The organism is Pseudarthrobacter sp. CC4 (genome assembly GCF_048957775.1).
Classification (GTDB): Bacteria; Actinomycetota; Actinomycetes; order Actinomycetales; family Micrococcaceae; genus Arthrobacter.
In genome coordinates, this window is sequence record NZ_JARCCZ010000008.1 from 65,534 (window position 1) to 80,295 (window position 14,762).

The window sequence follows — 14,762 nt, forward strand, 5'->3', positions numbered from 1 at the left end:
GGTACCCGTGTGGAGGTACGACGGCGGGGCTGGCGCCGCCTCAGGCGGCAGGCCGGCGTCGTGCACGGCAGCGGAAGGGCCTCAGGGCGCAAGCAGCCGCCGAACTGCTGCGGCGATGGCTGCAGCATCAGGCTGCCCGTCCCGCCGGACCGTGAGCAGGTGGAGTATCACGCCGTCGCCGTAGTCGGCCACGTCCCGGGCCCGGGCGGCCGCATCGGTTACCCCAAGCGCCGCGAGGGTATTTTCCATGCCGCCCACCAGCCGGAAGTGCCCTGCCTTAACCGCGTCCGGCTGGTCCAGGGACAGGGCAAGGCGGGCGCGGGTGAGGGCCGCATGCTTCCCGGTGAGTGACAGCACCAGCCCGGCCAGCTGGTCTGCCAGTTCCGCAACGGTTCCCGGCGGGCCCGACGGGGCGAGGTCCTGGAGCAGCTGGCCGTCGAGCTGCTCCATGCGGCCCAGCGCGGCCTCCACGAGCGCCGCGCGGGTCCGGTAGTAGTTGGACGTTGTGCCTTCCGCGAGCTGCGCCGCCGCGTCAACGGCCCGGTGCGTGAGGCCCTTCATGCCTTTGTCCGCCACCACCCGGAGGGCGGCGTCCATCAGTTCCGTGCGGCGGTCAGGCATGCGCCCAGTCTAATTGACCGTTTCGCAAATACTACAAAAGTAGTAAAGTCGCCAGCATGGAGACAATTGCGATTGTTGGCGGCGGCATTGCCGGCCTGGCGCTGGCCGCGGGCCTGGACCACAGCCGGTTCCAGGTGACGGTGTACGAGAAACGGCCCGGGCTGCCGGCCGTGGGCAACACGCTGGGGATGTGGCCCAACGCCCAACGTGCCCTTGCGCGTCTGGGAATCCTTGAAGAGGCGCGGGCGGTCAGCCCGGTGCTCGGCAGCGGATCGGTCCGTGACGCCCAGGGAGAGCCCTGGATCACCGTCAACGCGGGGGAGATGTTCGGCATTTCCCGGGCTGACCTGCTGCGGTTGCTGGACGGTGCCGTCCCGGGAACCGTCCGCCGGATCACCAGCACCGTCAGGTCACTTCCCGACGACGGCAGCCTGGTGGTCGGGGCCGACGGCGTGCACAGCGCAGTCCGGCGGGAGGTCTGGGGCGCCGGAAAGGAGGCCCGCCTCACCCCGTACCTTGCCCTCCGCGGGACCCTGCCTGCTCCGGTCAGCCACGACGAGGTGGGCGAATACTGGGGCCGCGGCGACCTGTTCGGCATGGCTGCCGCCCGGGGAGGGTCCTTCTGGTGGGCCAGCTACCGGTCCGCGATGGGCCCGTACGGAATTGACGCAGCATCAGCCCTGGAATACGCCCGGGAGCGCTATTCCAGGCACGCGCCCGCCATCCGCCGCACGCTGGCCGCAGCCACGCCCGAAGCATGCCTGGTCCAGCGGCTCTGGACAGTTCCGCATCTTGGCTCCTACGTCCGTGGACGTGCCGTGCTCATCGGCGATGCCGCACACGCCATGATGCCCACCTTGGGGCGTGGCGCCTGCGAGTCGTTGGTGGATGCCGTAACACTGGCTGGCCTCCTCAACACGCTGCCAGAAGGCCAGGCACTGCATGCCTACAACCGCCAGCGGTGGCTTCGCACGCGGGCTCTGAGCCTGGCATCCGCCGCGCTGGGACGCGTCGCCTTTGCGGACGGTGCCCAGCCGCTGCGTGACGGCCTCCTCAGGCTTGCCCGACGGCGGAACGGACGCACCGCCGTCGTCAGCGGTTCTGCCGGGTGATCACCGGACGGTAGCGGCCGGCTGCGGCGCGTCCGCCCCGAACCCGGCGGCCCCGGGGACCCCGGGGCCAGGGGCGGCAGATGCGGGCGGAAGGGCCGGCAGCCGCTTTTTCCGCGACCCGCCCCGGCTGGAGCGGCCGTACACCAGGTACATGGTCACCCCGGTGATGATCATCAGGAGCACGGTATACACAAAGGTGTTGGCGACGCCGTCCACACCCTCCGCGCCATCCGTGTTCGCCTTGATGACCAGGCCCAGCGGCTGGACCAGGGGGTGGGCCAGGAAGATCGCGGTGTCGTAGTCGTCGAGCAGGCTGTTGAAGTTCAACGCCGTAATGGCGGCGGCAGCCGGGAGCACCAGCGGCAGGAGGATCCGCCGGAAGACATACAGGGTCTTTGCGCCCATGATGGCCGCCGCTTCCTCCAGGGAGGAATTCACGGAAGCAAAGGACGCTTTGAGCATGCGCAGCGTGAACGGGATTTTGACCGTCACGAAAGCGATCAGCAGGATCACGGTGGTGCCGGTGAGCACTGCCCCGCCCACCAGGGGATTGGGGTGGTCGTAGCTGATGATGAGGCCAAGGGCCAGCAGTGCGGACGGCAGGATCCAGGGGATGTGGAGCAGGTATTCGAAGACCGACGCCACCCAGTTTTTGTACTTCTGCAGCAGCCTGGCCACAAACAGCAGCCCGCCCACGGCAATCACGGCGGCCAGGGCGCTGTACAGCACGCTGACGATGAACGGCCGCAGCCCCGACGGCTGGGTGAGGACCCGCTGGTAGTTCTCGAGCGTCAGGCTGCCGAGCGAAAGCTGGCCGGTCTGGATGGCAGCGCCGTCGGCGAACGAGTACAGGACAATCAGCACCACCGGCAGCGTGTAGACGGCAAACAGCAGGTAGGCAACAGCATGGACAGCCGCATTGGCCACCGGATGGGTGATGTCCTGCTTCTGCAGGGCCGAGGACACCTTGGACACCGAGAAGTAGGTGCCGCCTTTTTCCAGCCGCGACATCACGGCGAGCATCAGGATCGTGGCCAGCCCAAGGATCACCGCCAGCAGCGCCGCCAGGTCCCTGGAGGTGGGGCTGTTGGTGAAGGTCAGGATCATGGGGGTGATGGTTTGGAAGTCACGCCCGCCCAGCACCTGAGGAGCGCTCAGGGCGCCCAGCCCGGTGAGGAAGGACAGGATGGTGACGGCGAACAGGGTGGGCTTGAGCATGGGCAGCACGATCCGCCGCAGGATGGTCCAGGTTGATGCCCCCAGGTTCCGGGCCGCTTCAATGGTCTGGTAGTCAATGCCCTTCAGCGCGTTGGCCACGAACAGCATGTGGTTGGTGGTGGTGGCGAACGTCATCACCACCAGGACCGCGAAGAAGCCCGAGAACCAGCCGGGGTCCATGCCGGGGAACACCTTCACCAGCAGCGAGGTGACGATTCCCTTGTCCCCGTAAATGAACTTGTACCCGGCGGCCAGGACAATGCCGCCGTAGATGAAGGTGGATGCATAGCCGAGGAACAGGATCCTGGAGCCGCGGATCCGGAAGTAGTGCGTCACCAGGACAATGAACACGCCTACCAGGTTCACCGTGATGGACAGGGCCACCGCCAGCAGGAAACTGTTGCCGAGCGCCTTCATGGCCCGCTGCGACGTGAAGAGCTTTTCGGCCGCCCTCCCGGAGAAGCTGCCGTCCGGGAAGAACGTGGCGATCAGGACGTTGATGTTGGGCCACACCAGGAACGCCGCAATGAACCAGGTCAGGACCACGCCAACCACCAGCACGAAGGGGGAGCGGGCCATGCCGCGGACCGCAGTGCTGCTCATGGCAGGACTGCTGCCGGGTCCTGCTGCCGAAGGGCAGCCCCCGTCACGGGGTGGTACTGCAGGACGTGCCCGGGCTGGAGGTAGACCGTGGTTTCCGTGCCCCGTTCCGGGTGGGCGCCGCCGTCCTCCTTCACGAGCAACCGGATGTCCGCTCCGTGGCTGCGCACCACATAGCGGCTGTGCAGGCCGTGGTAGGTGCGGGACACCACCGTGCCGGAAAGTCCGACGGCGCCGCCTCCTTCAGCCCCGCGGGCCAGGGACGCCTTTTCCACCCGAAGGTAGGATTTGGCGTCCGTGCTGAGCGCTGCCCCCGCAAGCCGGTTCAGTTCCGCCACGAACTCCGGGGTCAGTGCGGAGCTGTCGCCGATGAAGTTGCAGACAAACTCGGACGCAGAGTGGTCGTAGATCTCCTGCGGCGTCCCCACCTGTTCCACCACGCCCTTGTTGAACACCGCCACGCGGTCGCTCATGGCCAGGGCCTCGTCCTGGTCGTGGGTGACGTACACAGTGGTGATGCCGAACTCGCTCTGCAGGTCCTTGAGCTGCTGCCGGAGCTGGTGGCGCAGTTTGGCATCCAGGTTGGACAGCGGTTCGTCCAGCAGGAGGATTTTGGGCCGCAGCACGAGCGCCCGTGCCACGGCAACCCTCTGCTGCTGGCCGCCGGACAGTTCCGCCACATTCTTGGACAACTGTTCATCGCTGAGCTCCACCCGCCGCGCGATGTCCCGGACCAGGCGGTCACTGTCCGCCGGTTTCTCCTTCCGGACCCGGAGGCCGAAGGCGATGTTTTCCCACACGCTCATGCTTGGGAAGAGGGCGTAGTTTTGGAACACCATCCCCACCTGCCTCTTGTCGCTGGGAAGCCGGGTAACGTCCTTGCCGTCAACGTGCACCGTGCCGGTGGAAGGCTGGATGAAGCCCGCCAACGTCCGCAGGGCCGTCGTTTTCCCGCAGCCGGACGGCCCCAGGAGGGTGAAAAACTCCCCCGGACGCACGTGCAGTTCAAGGTTGGGGATGGCGGTGAATTCACCAAAGGAAACTTCGATGTTGTCCAAGCGGATCATGGCAAACCTGTCTGATGAAGCGAAGTTCGGGTTGACGGGGCCGGCAGCGGACCGGTTACGTCATGTACTCGAGCTCGATCTTCTCCACCCAGGCGCCCATGTTCTCCTGCACGAACTCCCAGTCGATGTCCTGCTGCTTGAGGTCAGCGAAGAAGTCCACCACCTCGGGGTTGGCCTGGGCTTCGGCTTCCTTGTTGACCGGCATGGAATTGAACTGCTTTGCGAACTCGCCCTGGACCTCGGAGCTGCCGAACCAGTCGATGAATTTCCTGGCCTGCTCCTCCTTCTTGGTGCCCTTCACCAGGGCGATCTGTTCCACGGCGAGCGGGACACCCACGGAGGGGACCACTGTCTCGACATTCACCTTGAAGGATTTCTCGCGCTCGGCGATGATCGAGGACGGCATCTGGCCCATGTCCACTTCGCCGGACGCGATACGGGCAAAGAGGTCGGTCTTTGCTACCGCCGGGCTGCCGTTCTGGAAGTACTGCTCCACCTGCTTCCAGCCCTCGTCGGAGATGCCAAGGTCGCCCGAATCGTCACGGTAGCGGCTGAGGATTCCCGCGAAAACGAGCTGGGCGGTGGCGGTGCCCAGGCCTGTCACGCGCTCGTAGCGGTCCTTGAACTCGTCCTTGGCCCACAGGTCGGTCCAGTCCTGCGGGGCCTTGTCCTTCGAGATCTTGTCCGAGTTGTAGCCAAGGAGGATTGCCTGCTTTACCAAGGGCCAGTAGGCCTCGCCGTCACCCAGTCCCTTGTCCACTTCGCCGGCCCAGGCCGGCTCGTAGGGCTCCAGGGCGTCTGCGGCCTTGATCTGCGAGAAGTACATGTTGTTCAGCCCGAACGCGACGTCGGCAATCGGGTTGTTCTTCTCGGCAATCAGTTTGTTGGTGGCATCTGCGCCGCCGGCACCGACGATCTCGATTTTGAAGCCCGCTTCAGCGGCCTTGGCGGTCAGCCAGTCCCCGCGGCCCTCGCCGTTGGAGTTGGTGTAGACAACCAGGGTTTCTCCCGAGCCGCCTGCCGGAGCTGGGGAGGACTCCCCTGACGCGGCGGGGGTGGCGGCCCCACCGCCGCATCCGGCAAGAAGGGTGACGGTGACGGCGGCGGCAACCAGGGTCTTCAATTTACGCACGATCTGGACTCATTTCTGGACTGGAATCGAAGCATGTCCGGCAAGCCTAACGCCGGGCATGCGGAATTCACGGCTGTTATGGCTATCGATTCGATAAACAGCCCGGCTGTCCACTCTGGTCCAGGCAGGAGAACGGTCGGAGGCGGGCGGGTGAACGGGCGGCAAAAGCTGCCCAGGGGGCCGCAGCGGGCACCTGCAACGGCGGCCCGGCGGCGGAACGGACGCGCCGCCGTCGTCAGTCCTTACTGTGCGTCTCCGCTCAACGTCTCCGTGAGGTGGTGCGTGGGGATCCTGTCCCGGTCGTACGTGATCTCGGTATAGCCGTGCGGCTCCGGCTTGCCGGATGGGTTGAGGTTCACGAAGACGATTTCCTCGATGGTGAGGATGCTTTGGCGGGTGATCATGTTGCGGACCTCGGCGCGCATGGTCAGCGAAGTCCTGCCGAAGCGCGTGGCGGTCAGCCCCATCTCGATGAGGTCGCCCTGCACCGCCGAGCTGACGAAGTTGATTTCCGAAATGTACTTGGTGACGGCACGGCCGTTGCCGAGCTGGAGGATGGCATAGATGGCAGCTTCCTCATCGATCCACTTCAGCAGGCTGCCGCCGAACAGCGTCCCGTTCGCGTTGAGGTCCTCGGGCCGGACCCACTTGCGGGTGCGGAAAGTGATGTCTGCTGTTTCCATAGGGCGAGGTTAGCTGAGAGCGGCGCCGGCGCACCCATGTGACGCCTCCGCGCCCCTGGCGGGGGCGGACTGCCGGGCGCCGGCGGGCCTAGGCCATGGCGGTATGGGCCGCGCTGCGGGCGTTGATGCTCTTCGCGTAGCAGTAGGAGTGCGCAACACCTATGTAGGGTCCAAAGTTGGGAACGGCTTCAAAACCCGAGTTTTCGTAGAAGTTCCGCCCGTCCGGCTGAGCCGATCCTGCTTCCGCCTTGATCCGCGTGATTCCCTGCTTGAAGGCTTCCGCCTCGAGGGCTGCGAGGATGGAACTGGCCACACCGGAACCCCGGGTGTACGGAACGACGTACAGCCGTTTGATCTCCGCCGTTTCCGCATCGAGCATGCGCAGGCCGCCGCAGCCCACGGGCTGCCCCGAGCCCTTGTCATAGGCAACAAGGAAGACTGCGCAGTCGGCGCCCGACGGCGGCGGCCCGGGTTCGTGGTCCGGGGTGCCAAAGCGGGCGTCCAGTTCGGCCTGCTGGGCGTGGCGCAGAGCGGCGCCCACGGGGTTGGACCAGGGGACCTGCCTGATGTTAAGGCGCGGATTGGTCTGCATTGTGCCTCGATTCGCCGAAGGGTTATGCAAACCCAGAGTAGGAGGCGGCCGTTACGCCGGTGTTTCTTTCCGGTTAGCTCCGGGATAACGTGCCGTTCATGCCGTGGCCAACTCACTTGGCTGTCTAGTTATCAGCTGGTCTAGTATGATTCCATGCGTTCTACGGGTAATGAAGGCTCCGGGTATTGGTACGGGCCGGACGGTCAACTGGACTACGGCGCGGCGGTGCTGAAGTCGTTGCGGGACTACCGGACCGCTGAAACGGCGGTACGCCGGTCCACCCGCGACTCCATGGGAATGGGTGAAACGGACATTCTTGCCCTGCGCTACCTGCTGCGCGTCCAGGCATCCGGCAAAACGGTGGTACCCAAGGACATCAGCCAGTTCCTGGGCATCACCAGCGCCTCGACCACCTCCCTCATTGACAGGCTTGTGGCGAGCGGGCATGTGCGCCGCGAGGCCCATCCCACGGACAGGCGCTCCGTGGTTGTGGTTCCCACCGTCGAATCGGACAAGGAAGTCCGCGTAACGCTCGGCGCCATGCACCGGCAGATGATGTCGGTGGCCGAAGGGCTGACCGCAGAGGAGGCCCGGGTGGTAGTCAAGTTCCTGGAGCGGATGACCGAGGCACTGCAGCAGGCGCAACACGACGAGAAGTAACTAGCCTAGCTAGCTAGATTGGCTAGCAATATGTATGCTTACGATTATTCCCGTAATCCTTACAGCCGGAGTCGTGAGCGTCTTGGTTACCTTTACTGAGCTTTTGCCCTTGGAATCCCTTGCGTGCAGCGCGCCCTTCAACGCTTCGCCCCAGCAGGGCGGGGCTGCCGTCAGTCCCGCCGTCCACTGCGGCTCCGCCATGGAACTCGTCACCCCCGCCGTGGGGCCTGCCGCCGTCGGCTATACCTTCGAACCGGAGGACGGCGGTCCCGTGCACCTGCCGCCCGTGTGGCGGTGCGGGTGCGGTTTCCAGCTGGACGCCTGGATCCAGTCCCCTTATGGCCGCGTGTCCCAGCGCGGGGCAGTTGTACCGGTTCCGGATCCTGTGGCGCTCTCCGCATGACCGCGCCCGCGCACCTTCGATCAACCGCGGCCCTCAAAGCCGCCGCACCTACAGTGGCGGGGCGCTACCTGCTCAAGGACCTTCTGGGCCGCGGCGCGCTCGCGCAGGTCTTCCGCGCGGCGGACCTGGAAGGCGGGGCCGATGTGGCAGTGAAGGTGGCCGTGGACGTTTCGGCCAAACACTTTGAGCGGATCAGCAACGAAGCCGCCGTCCTGTCGGGCCTGCAGCACCCATCGATCGTCAAATTCATCGGCCAGGGCGTCGTATCCGGGAACTCTGCACTCGCTGGCCGCCCTTTCCTTGTGGAGGAACTTGCATTGGGCCCCAGCCTCGCGGAGGCTGGCCGCACCAGCCAGTACCACCCCGACGTCGTTGCCGGCTGGGCCCGGGGACTCTTCGAGGCCCTGGCCCACCTCCACGGGCAGGGGATGGTGCACCGCGACATCAAGCCCGCCAACCTGATGCTGAGCGGCCTGCGGCGTAGCCCTGTCCGCATCATCGATTTCGGCATCGTGGCGCCCGCCGGCTCGGCCCCGGAACCCGGCATGTCATCCGGAACCGTGCACTACATGAGCCCTGAGCAGGCATCGGGAGGACCGGCGCGCGCCTCCTGGGATGTCTACGCCACGGGGCTGGTCCTGCTGGAGCTGCTTACCGGAGCCAAGGCGTTCCCCGGCACTGCCATCGAGTCCCTCGTGGCCAGGACCCTTCGCAGTCCGCAAGTGCCGGACTCCCTGGGTTCCGGCTGGCGTTCCTTCCTCCGGTCCCTGACGGCCATGGACAGCGCAGAACGTCCGACGGCGGGGGAGGCAGCGGGCATGGCCGCGCGGCTCGTCCCCGTACCCGCCGGCGAAATGGTCAGCCCCTGCCGCGGGAGGGCGGTTTTCCCTGCCCGGCGGATCCGCCAGCTCGCCTAGGCCAGGTCCCGGCCGGTGGGGTCCTCCGCGGTTGGGTCGGCGAGGGCAAGTCCGCCCACGGGGCTTCCGTCCCAGTGGATGAGCTTCCACCCGCGGTCCGGATCCCCTTCCAGCGCCACGATTCCGGTATTTGCCAGCACATGGCGCGCGGCGAATTCGTGGTCCGCGTCTTCCGCCCGGCGTCCAGCCCAGGTGCGGATCGCCGCACCGTGGCTGACCACCGCAGCGGCCTCATGCTGCTGGTCGAGTGCCCGGTCCACGACCCGGCGGATGGCAGCGTCGAAGCGGTCAAAGAACGTGTGCCCGTCCGGACCCGCCGGCATCCGCCGGTCCAGGTCCCCGGCGGCCCAGGAGAAGACGGTCCCCATGTAGCGCTTGTGGGCTTCATGGTCCGTCAGTTTCTCGAGGGAACCGGCTTCGATTTCGTGCAGGCCGTCCAGCACCTCGATATCCAGGCCGTGCAGCCGGCCCAGCGGCGCGGCGGTGATCTGGGTCCTGATCAGCGTGGACGCGTACAGGGCGCCGATGGGCTCGTTCGCCAGCGAGCGGGCCATGGCCTCGGCCTGCCGTTCGCCAAGTTCCGTCAGCCCGGGGCCGGGATGCGCCGTATCGAGTTGGCCAAGCACGTTACCGGGAGTCTGTCCGTGGCGGATGAGCAGCAGCTTCATGCTTCCAGTTTCGCACTCCCGGCAAGCCGGGATGACCCGGAAGAAAGGCGCCGGGCCCTGGGAGCCCGGCGCCGTCGTCGTACTTTTACTTAAGGTGGTCCACCAGCTGGTCCGCGATGCCGGTGTACTTTCCGGGGGTCAGGGCGAGCAGCCGGGCCTCAGCTTCCGGTGTCAAGCCAAGGCTTTGCACGAATTCCTGCATGCGGGCCGCGTCCACCCGCTGGCCCCGGGTGAGGTCCTTGAGCCGCTCGTAGGGGTTCTCCATGCCTTCGACGCCGGCGATCGCCTCAGCGCGCATGACCATCTGGATGGCTTCCCCCAGCACTTCCCAGTTGGTGTCCAGGTCGCCGGCCAGGACGTCCTCGGCCACGTCCAGGCGCTCCAGGCCCTTGGCCACGTTGGAGATGGCCAGGAGGGAGTGGCCGAATGCCACACCGATGTTGCGCTGGCTCGAGGAGTCGGTGAGGTCGCGCTGCCAGCGGGACGTCACAAGGGTGGACCCCAGGACGTCCAGCAGGCCCGAGGAGATCTCCAGGTTGGCCTCGGCGTTCTCGAAGCGGATCGGGTTCACCTTGTGCGGCATGGTGGAGGAACCCGTGGCACCGGCCACCGGGATCTGCGCGAAATAGCCGATGGAGATGTAGCTCCAGATGTCCGTGCAGACGTTGTGGAGGATGCGGTTGAAGCGTGCAACGTCCGCGTACAGCTCTGCCTGCCAGTCGTGGCTCTCGATCTGCGTGGTCAGCGGGTTCCAGGTCAGCCCCAGGGCCTCCACGAAAGACTTGGACACCTGCTGCCAGTCGGCGCCGGGGACCGACGCCACGTGCGCCGCGTACGTGCCGGTGGCGCCGTTGATCTTGCCCAGGTATTCGGTTTTCGCGATCCGGTCCAGCTGGCGCGTGAGGCGGTGCGCGATGACGGCCAGTTCCTTGCCCAGGGTGGTGGGGGTGGCCGGCTGGCCGTGGGTCCGGGACAGCATGGGAACCGCCCGGTTTTCCTGGGCCATCTTGCTGATCTGGGCCACCAGGGCCCGCGCGGCGGGCAGCCACACGTCCTCCACAGCGCCCTTGATGCCCAGCGCGTAGGAGAGGTTGTTGATGTCCTCGGACGTGCAGCCGAAGTGGACCATCGCCGTCAGGTTTTCGATCCCGATGGCGGGCAGTCGCCGGCCGATGTAATACTCCACGGCCTTGACGTCGTGGACGGTGACGGCCTCGATGTCAGCAAGTTCTGCCACGGACGCCGCGTCGAATTCAGTGACGATCGCACGCAGCTGCTCCTGCTGTTCCGGGGTGAGCGGGCCGGCCCCGGGAAGGACGTTGTTGCTGGTCAGGTGGATGAGCCATTCAACTTCCACCGCCACGCGGTCCCGGTTGAGGGCCGCCTCCGAAAGGTAGTCCACCAGGGGTGCGACAGCCGACTGGTACCGGCCGTCCAGCGGGCCGAGCGCAATTCTTTCCGGGGACGCGGCAAGGGCCAGGCGTCCTGAGGGCGTACGGGTGTCAGCTGTGGCGGCAGTTTCAGGCATGTGCTGATTCTTTCATGAAGTCCGGCACCCCCTTAAGCGGCGGCTGTCCACGTTACTTGTCCACATACACCACGAGGGATCTTCAGTCCGGAGCGGCCGCTCCGTAGCGTCGGGAATGGAAAGGCAGCTCCCGGATAGGGCGGGGAGTTTCGGATGCAACGGCAAAGGTGTGGTGGAGGGGCAATGGGCAGAGAACTGGCGGGCCCTGACCTGCAGGCCGACATGCTCCGTGCTGCCCAGGTGGACCAGTTGGCCGATCGCATTGGGGCCTGCCTGGTCCGGGCAGAGGAAGTCCTGGCAGGATTCAGGGATATCCAGTTGCTGCAGTGGGAGTCACCGGCCGGCAGGGCCTACCGGGACTCTGTGTCACTGCAGGCCGTTGCCCTGCGCCGTTCCCTTGAATCGTTGATTGAGGCAAGGGCAGCTGTGGCCAGGCACAGCCAGGAGACCTTGGTGGCTGCCTGCTCCTACAGCGGCAGGCCCTGATGGCCGAGGCCACCCCTTCCGGCAGCGGCGGGCCCATCCGGGTTTCCGGCCCGGCGGACGATGGGCCCCTGGCGATCCGGGGCGGCGTGGGCGGTATCCGCTTCCAACTGGAGGAGCTCGCGGGAGGCGCCGAAAAACTGGACGATCTTGCAGGCAGGTTGGCCGCGATCGAGGTTGAGGTCCGCCGCATCTGGGAGGACCTCACTCCTTTCCAGGATCTGCCCCGGTGGACGGGAACCATGGCCCTGAATGCGGTGGGTGAGGCTGGGCGGAGCGTCCAGGTGGTGCGGACCGAGTTGCAGCACATCAGCAGCAAGGTCCGGGCCTGCAAGCACGAGTACGAAATGGCGGAGCGGCTGGCAGGCGCTGCCCGTGGTCTTGGAGTTCCAAACGTCGAAGGAGAGCTGCAACGCCACACGGACTTCTGGCGGACAGGGTTTCTCAGCCGAAGCGCCACCGAAAACATCATCGGCAATGCCGCCTTTGTCTCCCCCTTCCTCAAGGCGCTGGCGGAGGTCGTAATTCCAGCACTAAAGCCTCGTCCGTTGGCAGTCACCAGGGAGGAAAGTATTCCGATTGTCCTGGATCCTTCTCCGTCCGGCCTGCTGGAACGCGTCCGGGTAATTGATGAACGCGGAGCCGGCTATATCGAGGTCATCGAAGTTGATGGCGGCGGACGTAGAGCCTATGTGGTGGTGATCCCGGGGACCCAGCTGCGTGACGCTGCGGGGGGCGCAAATCCCTTTGACCTGGACGGCATAGTCGAAGGCGTGGGAGACAGCTCGGAAAGTGTCAACAAGGCTGTGCGGGAAGCCCTTGAAGCAGCCGGCGCCAGGAAGGGTGACCCTATAGTGGGCGTCGGTTACAGCCAAGGGGGCATCCACGCGATGAACCTGGCAGCAAGCGACGCCTTCCTGGAGGAATACGACCTCAGGTACGTCCTGACCGCGGGATCGCCCGTAGCCCACATTGCATCAAAGCCGGACGTCAGCAGCCTCCACCTTGAGCACCGGACGGACTGGGTCCCCGGGGCCGACGGTGCACCAAACCCGGACGCCAGAAACCAGGTCACGGTCACCATGACCAATGACTTGTACGTTCAGACGGGAGAGGACGTAGGCATAGGTCCGGGCCATCAGCTCAGCAGCTACCAGGACGGTGCCCGGCTGGTGTCACAAAGCCGCGACCCTTCGCTGGTGGAGTCCACCGCGGCGCTGGGCGCCATACTCGGGACGGGAGGCGCCGCCACGGCCACGCGGTTTTCCCTGTCGAGGACAAGGGCCCCGGCACCTGCTGCGGCGTCGGCGGATTCCCACAAACCGGCACGTGGTTTTGCGGGACGCTAGGCCCGGGCAAGGCCGGGCGGGGAAGTGCAGGCTTACCGGCGGACGCCGACGAGCCGGCCGGCCACCAGCGAGATCAGGGTGATGATGATGGCTCCGAGCACTGCAGTCCAGAAGAACGAATCAATGGTGAAGTGGACCGGCGTGAAACTGCTGATCCAGGACGTCACGTACAGCATCGCGGCGCTGATGACGATGGTGAAGAGACCCAGCGTCAGGATGGTGATTGGGAGGGACAGGAAGCTCACTAAAGGGCGGATGAACGCATTGACCAATCCGAAGATCAGGCCGATGAACAAGTACGCCAGGACAGTTCCTGCCACGTCCGTTCCCTCTGCCACGCCGGTCTTGGCTACCGCGTCTGTTGTAGCCGATGTGGTGATATCCAGGCCGGGAAGAACCCAGCTGGCAATCCACAAGGCCAGCGCGTTGATGAGGACCCGGCCGATGAATGAACGCATGGTCCTATGTTTCCATACCTCCCTGTCAGCTGCTTGAGGGAGGGGGCAGCCTGCGCTTCCCTCCTGCATCCAGCGAAGTAGGCTGGTCTGCATGACGTCATCTGAGACAGTGACGGGCGGCGTCCAGCCCCGTCCCGTGGTGGCCCGGTTACCCCGCTACGCCGCCGGAAAACCCCCCGCCGCCGTTGACGGGCTGGCCAGTTACAAGCTGTCTTCCAATGAGAACCCGCTGCCCCCGCTCCCCGCGGTCCTGGATGCCATTGCGCACCAGACCGACTTCAACCGGTACCCGGACCCGCTGAGCAGCAGGCTCCGCGGTGAGCTGTCCGCATTCCTGGGTGTCCCCGCGGAGGACATCGTCACGGGCGCCGGCAGCCTCGGCGCCCTGAACCAGCTCCTGGCAACTTTCGTGGGACGGAACGACGACGGTACGCCGGATGAGGTGGTCTACGCGTGGCGCTCCTTTGAGGTGTACCCCATCAGTGTGGGCCTCTCCGGGGGTGAAGGCGTGCGCATCCCCGTCACTGCCGAGGGCCGGCACGACCTTCCCGCGATGGCCGCCGCCGTGACGCCCCGGACCAAAATGGTCCTCCTCTGCACACCCAACAATCCCACCGGCCCGGCCCTTCGCGCAGCGGAAACCGAGGAATTCATCCGGCTCGTCCCCCCTCACGTGGTGGTAGTGATTGACGAGGCCTACCAGGAGTTCGTGCGGGACGACGAAGCGGTGGATGGACTCGACATGTACCGCAGGTACCCCAACGTGGTGGTGCTCCGGACCTTCTCCAAGGCGCACGGACTGGCCGGGCTGCGGGTTGGTTACAGCGTGTCCAACCCTGCGCTGACGCAGCACCTTAGGGTGGCCGCAACCCCCTTCGCCGTGTCGCAGATTGCCGAAAAGGCCGCGATTGTGTCGCTGCAGAACTTCCCCCAGGTTGTAGAAAGGGTACAAAGCCTGGTTGATGAGCGGGAGCGGGTCACGGCAGGCCTGCGAAGCCTGGGGTGGGCTGTTCCCGACGCCCAAGGGAACTTCGTCTGGCTGGACCTGGGCGAGCACAGTGCCGAGTTCGCCGAGGCGGCCGGGGCACAGGCGCTGTCCGTCCGCGCATTCCCGGGCGAAGGCGTGAGGGTGAGCATCGGCGAGGTCGAGGCGAACTCCCGGTTCCTTCGGCTGTGTGCGAACTATACAAAGGCGCCACGGGGTTCCTAGCGCTTAACAAGTAGCTCTGCGGCTACCTACTGAAGATAAAGTTAGGATCAGTACAGCAATA

General features: G+C 65.8%; 16 protein-coding genes. 7 read left to right on the top strand and 9 right to left on the bottom strand.

All coding sequences use genetic code 11. The features are described from left to right. Positions 1-81: 81 nt before the first annotated feature. Positions 82-621, bottom strand: coding sequence for a TetR/AcrR family transcriptional regulator (locus tag PV768_RS07110; protein ID WP_421092636.1), 540 nt, complete (start codon positions 619-621; stop codon positions 82-84). Between the two features lie 56 nt (positions 622-677). Between PV768_RS07110 and PV768_RS07115 the strand changes: the two genes are divergently transcribed. After that, positions 678-1,733 carry an FAD-dependent monooxygenase gene (locus tag PV768_RS07115; RefSeq protein ID WP_421092637.1) on the top strand — a complete coding sequence of 352 codons (1,056 nt, stop codon included), beginning with the start codon at positions 678-680 and terminating at the stop codon, positions 1,731-1,733. Here the strand turns inward: PV768_RS07115 and PV768_RS07120 are convergent, their stop codons facing one another. From PV768_RS07120 to PV768_RS07140, 5 genes are all read right to left on the bottom strand, one after another. Continuing rightward, positions 1,734-3,554: an ABC transporter permease gene (locus PV768_RS07120; RefSeq protein ID WP_421092638.1), complete on the bottom strand. Its 1,821-nt coding sequence runs from the start codon at positions 3,552-3,554 to the stop codon at positions 1,734-1,736. It lies immediately after the preceding gene. After that, a complete protein-coding gene (locus tag PV768_RS07125) occupies positions 3,551-4,618 on the bottom strand; it encodes an ABC transporter ATP-binding protein (RefSeq protein ID WP_421092639.1) in 1,068 nt (355 codons plus the stop codon). The genes PV768_RS07120 and PV768_RS07125 overlap by 4 nt, the downstream gene beginning before the upstream one ends. Positions 4,619-4,673: 55 nt before the next feature. After that, a complete protein-coding gene (locus PV768_RS07130; RefSeq protein WP_421092640.1) occupies positions 4,674-5,750 on the bottom strand; it encodes an extracellular solute-binding protein in 1,077 nt (358 codons plus the stop codon). A gap of 242 nt (positions 5,751-5,992) precedes the next feature. Beyond that, on the bottom strand, positions 5,993-6,433 hold the full coding sequence (locus tag PV768_RS07135; RefSeq protein ID WP_104999457.1) for an acyl-CoA thioesterase: 441 nt from the start codon (positions 6,431-6,433) through the stop codon (positions 5,993-5,995). A gap of 88 nt (positions 6,434-6,521) precedes the next feature. Beyond that, the gene (locus PV768_RS07140) at positions 6,522-7,025 is read right to left on the bottom strand and encodes a GNAT family N-acetyltransferase (protein WP_321214767.1); all 504 of its coding nucleotides are present in this window, start codon (positions 7,023-7,025) and stop codon (positions 6,522-6,524) included. Positions 7,026-7,178: 153 nt separating this feature from the next. Here PV768_RS07140 and PV768_RS07145 point away from each other — a divergent pair, with 153 nt between their 5' ends. The 3 genes from PV768_RS07145 (at position 7,179) to PV768_RS07155 (ending at position 9,005) form a co-directional block, all read left to right on the top strand. Beyond that, complete coding sequence (locus tag PV768_RS07145; RefSeq protein ID WP_321214766.1) at positions 7,179-7,685, top strand: MarR family winged helix-turn-helix transcriptional regulator; 507 nt, start codon at positions 7,179-7,181, stop codon at positions 7,683-7,685. A 73-nt stretch (positions 7,686-7,758) separates the two neighbouring features. Continuing rightward, complete coding sequence (locus PV768_RS07150; RefSeq protein WP_421092641.1) at positions 7,759-8,088, top strand: hypothetical protein; 330 nt, start codon at positions 7,759-7,761, stop codon at positions 8,086-8,088. Further along, positions 8,085-9,005: a serine/threonine-protein kinase gene (locus tag PV768_RS07155; protein WP_421092642.1), complete on the top strand. Its 921-nt coding sequence runs from the start codon at positions 8,085-8,087 to the stop codon at positions 9,003-9,005. The genes PV768_RS07150 and PV768_RS07155 overlap by 4 nt, the downstream gene beginning before the upstream one ends. Here the strand turns inward: PV768_RS07155 and PV768_RS07160 are convergent. Together PV768_RS07160 and purB are read right to left on the bottom strand one after the other, a co-directional pair. Next, the gene (locus PV768_RS07160; RefSeq protein ID WP_323058012.1) at positions 9,002-9,673 is read right to left on the bottom strand and encodes a histidine phosphatase family protein; all 672 of its coding nucleotides are present in this window, start codon (positions 9,671-9,673) and stop codon (positions 9,002-9,004) included. The genes PV768_RS07155 and PV768_RS07160 overlap by 4 nt on opposite strands. An 85-nt stretch (positions 9,674-9,758) precedes the next feature. Next, positions 9,759-11,201, bottom strand: a complete 1,443-nt coding sequence (gene purB / locus PV768_RS07165) for an adenylosuccinate lyase (protein WP_421092643.1) — start codon at positions 11,199-11,201, stop codon at positions 9,759-9,761. Between the two features lie 183 nt (positions 11,202-11,384). On the opposite strand from purB, the gene PV768_RS07170 reads away from it, so the two are divergent. Together PV768_RS07170 and PV768_RS07175 are read left to right on the top strand one after the other, a co-directional pair. Continuing rightward, positions 11,385-11,687 carry a hypothetical protein gene (locus PV768_RS07170; RefSeq protein WP_421092644.1) on the top strand — a complete coding sequence of 101 codons (303 nt, stop codon included), beginning with the start codon at positions 11,385-11,387 and terminating at the stop codon, positions 11,685-11,687. Then, on the top strand, positions 11,687-13,033 hold the full coding sequence (locus PV768_RS07175) for a hypothetical protein (RefSeq protein ID WP_421092645.1): 1,347 nt from the start codon (positions 11,687-11,689) through the stop codon (positions 13,031-13,033). The genes PV768_RS07170 and PV768_RS07175 overlap by 1 nt, the downstream gene beginning before the upstream one ends. Positions 13,034-13,065: 32 nt before the next feature. Here PV768_RS07175 and PV768_RS07180 read toward each other — a convergent pair whose 3' ends face one another. Continuing rightward, a complete protein-coding gene (locus PV768_RS07180) occupies positions 13,066-13,491 on the bottom strand; it encodes a phage holin family protein (protein WP_321214761.1) in 426 nt (141 codons plus the stop codon). A gap of 91 nt (positions 13,492-13,582) precedes the next feature. Between PV768_RS07180 and PV768_RS07185 the strand changes: the two genes are divergently transcribed. Further along, the gene (locus PV768_RS07185; RefSeq protein WP_421092646.1) at positions 13,583-14,701 is read left to right on the top strand and encodes a histidinol-phosphate transaminase; all 1,119 of its coding nucleotides are present in this window, start codon (positions 13,583-13,585) and stop codon (positions 14,699-14,701) included. Positions 14,702-14,762 lie beyond the last annotated feature (61 nt).

Coding starts and splice junctions, on each gene's coding strand:
- purB (WP_421092643.1), bottom strand. CDS start 11,201: ATGCCTGAAACTGCCGCCACAGCTGACACCCGTACGCCCTCAGGACGC.
- PV768_RS07145 (WP_321214766.1), top strand. CDS start 7,179: ATGCGTTCTACGGGTAATGAAGGCTCCGGGTATTGGTACGGGCCGGAC.
- PV768_RS07160 (WP_323058012.1), bottom strand. CDS start 9,673: ATGAAGCTGCTGCTCATCCGCCACGGACAGACTCCCGGTAACGTGCTT.
- PV768_RS07170 (WP_421092644.1), top strand. CDS start 11,385: ATGGGCAGAGAACTGGCGGGCCCTGACCTGCAGGCCGACATGCTCCGT.
- PV768_RS07180 (WP_321214761.1), bottom strand. CDS start 13,491: ATGCGTTCATTCATCGGCCGGGTCCTCATCAACGCGCTGGCCTTGTGG.
- PV768_RS07110 (WP_421092636.1), bottom strand. CDS start 621: ATGCCTGACCGCCGCACGGAACTGATGGACGCCGCCCTCCGGGTGGTG.
- PV768_RS07175 (WP_421092645.1), top strand. CDS start 11,687: ATGGCCGAGGCCACCCCTTCCGGCAGCGGCGGGCCCATCCGGGTTTCC.
- PV768_RS07185 (WP_421092646.1), top strand. CDS start 13,583: ATGACGTCATCTGAGACAGTGACGGGCGGCGTCCAGCCCCGTCCCGTG.
- PV768_RS07155 (WP_421092642.1), top strand. CDS start 8,085: ATGACCGCGCCCGCGCACCTTCGATCAACCGCGGCCCTCAAAGCCGCC.
- PV768_RS07135 (WP_104999457.1), bottom strand. CDS start 6,433: ATGGAAACAGCAGACATCACTTTCCGCACCCGCAAGTGGGTCCGGCCC.
- PV768_RS07120 (WP_421092638.1), bottom strand. CDS start 3,554: ATGAGCAGCACTGCGGTCCGCGGCATGGCCCGCTCCCCCTTCGTGCTG.
- PV768_RS07140 (WP_321214767.1), bottom strand. CDS start 7,025: ATGCAGACCAATCCGCGCCTTAACATCAGGCAGGTCCCCTGGTCCAAC.
- PV768_RS07115 (WP_421092637.1), top strand. CDS start 678: ATGGAGACAATTGCGATTGTTGGCGGCGGCATTGCCGGCCTGGCGCTG.
- PV768_RS07125 (WP_421092639.1), bottom strand. CDS start 4,618: ATGATCCGCTTGGACAACATCGAAGTTTCCTTTGGTGAATTCACCGCC.